We start from the raw sequence: 3,199 nt of genomic DNA, 5'->3' as shown, positions 1-3,199 counted from the left end.
GCGCCATCCTTTGGTTTACCGGTTTATCGGGTTCAGGCAAAAGCAGCCTTGCAAATGCTGTAAATGCGGTGCTGTTTGAGCGGGGCTTAGCCACCTATGTGCTCGATGGCGACAACGTACGCCATGGCCTCTGCAAAGACCTTGGTTTTAGTGATGCTGATCGAGAAGAAAATATTCGCCGCATCGGCGAGGTAGCAAAACTATTTCTTGATGCTGGATTAATTACCCTCACTGCCTTTGTGTCGCCATTTCAAGCCGATCGAGCCCAGGCCAGAGCCCTAGTGGCGCAGGGTGATTTTATTGAGATCTACTGCGCTGCTGATCTTGCTGTGTGCGAGGGCCGAGATCCAAAGGGCCTCTATGCCAAGGCGCGGGCTGGGGTAATTAAAGACTTCACCGGAATTTCAAGCCCCTATGAGCAGCCGGAAACGCCTGAGCTGCGTGTTGATACCGGCAGCCAAACCCTGCAAGAAAGTGCCACACAAGTAATTGATTACCTGGTTGATAAGGGTTTGATAAAGTGAATCGCAGGTTTACACAAGTAAAAGTGTAGTTTATCTGAAAGATCTAGCAGTTTTTGAAGTTAATAATTAAGTTAATCCCCGCATCTTGATCTGCTTCAACTTTGTGATGAAGGCGCTTGCTGCAACCTGATATACAACTCATCAAAAAAGGTTTTAAGCACGCTGGCAACCGGCACCGCTAGTAATAAGCCCAGCAGTTCTCCAAGCCCCAATAAGTTGCCGGCGCGGGCGCCTAGCGGTAAACAAAATAACAACCAGGCTGGTTGCAAACCCACAATGCTACCCATTAAACGGGGGCTGATTAGTTGATCCACTACTTGGCCCACACTTATGGCTGCGGCAAGCACTTCAAGGCCGGTGCGGGGATCTTCTACTGCTAACACCGTGCTCACTAAAGTAATTGTGAGGGCGCTTGCATAGGGCACCAAGGTGGTAAATCCAATCAATAAAGCAAATACCACGCCGTAGGGAATTTGCAGCAAAGTGAATACCACCAACTGCAAGCCACTAAGGATTAAGGCGATTAATACTTGGCCAGCAAAATAACCACGAAAGGTGCGATTAATTGTGCTAAAGATTAATTCACGCCAATCGCTTGGTATCCAACGGGCCAGGCCAGCGGCAATACTTTCGCCACCTAATAATAAAAATATCGCTAAAACCAACACGATCACTGTGTTCACAGTGAGGCCAAGGGTGGCGCTCAGCAAGCTGAGCAGTTGCTGGCTTACGCTGCGGGCAACCCGGCTGCTGCGGGCTAATAAATCATCACTTAAGGGGCTGAAATCGGTGGGCCAGCCCCTCGCTTCTGCAAGTGATTGCAATTGATTTAATAGCTCTTGAGCTTGCACTAGCCAGCTAGGAATTGCATTTACAAGTTCACCTAATTGTTCAATTAATCGCGGCACAAGCCAGGTGGCAGCAAGGCTTAACCCGCCGAGGGTAATTCCTAAAACAAGGGCAAAACTTAGCGGTTTTGTTAACCCCCGCTGTTGTAACCAGCGGCTTGGTAGATCAAGCAAAAAAGCAATTAATGCAGCAGCAACAAAAAGGGCCGGAAATGGAGCTAATGGCAGCAGCAGTTGACGCAACACAAATAGGTTGAGCACCAACAGTGGTAGAGCAAGGCTTAAGCGCAACCAACGGGGAGGCCACATCTCAATTGCGCTCAGCAAGGTATTCGGTGCAGCCCAGCTGTTGCAACCTTTGATCTTTTGCTTCCACCATCGCTTGCAACCCAAGCCTGTAAGCCTGCAGTGCTTCTCCGAGGCTTTGATCTTGTAAAGCAAGGATTTGCAATGCCAATAAGGCGGCATTGCAGGCATTACCGATGGCAACTGTTGCCACCGGGATGCCTGCTGGCATTTGCACAATTGAATAGAGAGAATCGAGCCCGTTTAGGGCTTTGCTCGTAACAGGAACTCCAATCACCGGCAAGGTTGTGAGGGCTGCCACCATTCCAGGTAAGTGGGCTGCCCCTCCGGCTCCAGCGATTAACACCTGCAAGCCTCGGGCTTTTGCGCTTTCTGCGTAATTAACCATTGCCTTTGGCGTGCGATGGGCCGAGAGCACCCGCACCTCATGAACTACGCCAAATTCTTCCAACACCTCCACTGCCCCTTGCATGCAGGGCAGATCCGAATCACTGCCCATCACAATTCCCACCCGCGGATCCTTAGCCATCGGCAGACTGCCACTGCTGGCATTCTCATCCTGTTTTCATGCAGCTGCCCATAACTGCTGCCCTTGAGGGGCGGTGGCACACAAATCTGCGTTTACCAGAAGCGGCTGGGATGCCGCAGCGGCGCTGGCGTGCATTTGTGAGCCAGGAGGGCTATATCAGCCGGCTCCTGCCTCTTGCCACCGGTGCCGCTGCTGCTGGCATTGATTGGGATGGTGCATGGTTGAGCCCCGCGGGAATTGATCTACAAATCAATGGTGGCTTGGGGTTGGCCTTCCCTGAATTGCAAAAAGAGCAGTTACCCCGCCTATTTGAGTTATTGGATTTGCTTTGGCGTGATGGGGTGGAAGCGATCTGCCCCACTTTTGTTACCTGCGCGGTGGCGCCTTTGCGGCGTGGCCTTGCGGTGCTTGAGGAAGCGCGCCTGCAGCATCGCCCTGGCCGTTGCCGTTTACTGGGCGCCCACTTAGAAGGGCCATTTTTGGCGCCCGAACGCCGCGGCGCTCACCCTTTAGAGCATCTGTGCGCTCCCTCTATTGAGGCTTTAAGGGAGCGGATTGCTGGTTTTGAAAGCAGTATTGCGCTCGTAACCTTGGCGCCAGAACTGCCGGGAGCTGAGCTGCTGATTGATGCTCTGCGGCAGCAGGGAATTTTGGTGAGCCTCGGCCATAGCGCCGCAACTGGCGAACAAGCGCAACGGTCCTACGGCCAAGGGGTGGGGATGATCACCCATGCATTGAATGCGATGGCGGGTTTGCATCACCGCTCTCCTGGACCAATAGCGGCGGCCATTGCTGCGCCGCATGTTGGCGTTGGTTTAATTGCCGATGGCATCCATGTGGCTCCCGCGATGGCGGTGTTGCTGCAGCGGCTCTTGCCTGAGCAGGTGTTGCTTGTGAGTGATGCCCTAGCTCCCTATGGCTTAAGCCCCGGCGCTTACCCCTGGGATAAACGGCAGATCACTGTGAAGGAAGGCACTTGCCGCCTTGGAGAT

4 protein-coding genes are annotated in these 3,199 nt (G+C 53.0%); 2 read left to right on the top strand and 2 right to left on the bottom strand.

Going from position 1 to position 3,199, the window contains the following annotated elements:
- On the top strand, positions 1–524 hold a 524-nt coding region (gene cysC, locus KB557_RS10160), incomplete at its 5' end, for an adenylyl-sulfate kinase (protein WP_255133865.1).
- A gap of 95 nt (positions 525–619) precedes the next feature.
- On the opposite strand, the gene KB557_RS10155 is transcribed toward cysC, so the two are convergent.
- On the bottom strand, positions 620–1,681 hold the full coding sequence (locus KB557_RS10155) for an AI-2E family transporter (protein ID WP_255133867.1): 1,062 nt from the start codon (positions 1,679–1,681) through the stop codon (positions 620–622).
- Between the two features lies 1 nt (position 1,682).
- Positions 1,683–2,207 carry a 5-(carboxyamino)imidazole ribonucleotide mutase gene (gene purE, locus KB557_RS10150; protein WP_255133863.1) on the bottom strand — a complete coding sequence of 175 codons (525 nt, stop codon included), beginning with the start codon at positions 2,205–2,207 and terminating at the stop codon, positions 1,683–1,685.
- Between the two features lie 38 nt (positions 2,208–2,245).
- Between purE and KB557_RS10145 the strand changes: the two genes are divergently transcribed.
- A partial coding sequence (locus KB557_RS10145) for an N-acetylglucosamine-6-phosphate deacetylase (RefSeq protein WP_255133861.1) occupies positions 2,246–3,199 on the top strand: 954 nt, incomplete at its 3' end.

Source organism: Synechococcus sp. Cruz CV12-2-Slac-r, assembly GCF_024346075.1.
Classification (GTDB): Bacteria; Cyanobacteriota; Cyanobacteriia; order PCC-6307; family Cyanobiaceae; genus Synechococcus_D.
The sequence above is the reverse complement of the archived record's forward strand: the minus strand, read 5'-3'. Positions and strand labels throughout refer to the sequence as shown.

Bases quoted from the DNA above. Each gene is read 5' to 3' on its own strand.
- KB557_RS10155 (WP_255133867.1), bottom strand. From the start codon at position 1,681: ATGTGGCCTCCCCGTTGGTTGCGCTTAAGCCTTGCTCTACCACTGTTG.
- purE (WP_255133863.1), bottom strand. From the start codon at position 2,207: ATGGCTAAGGATCCGCGGGTGGGAATTGTGATGGGCAGTGATTCGGAT.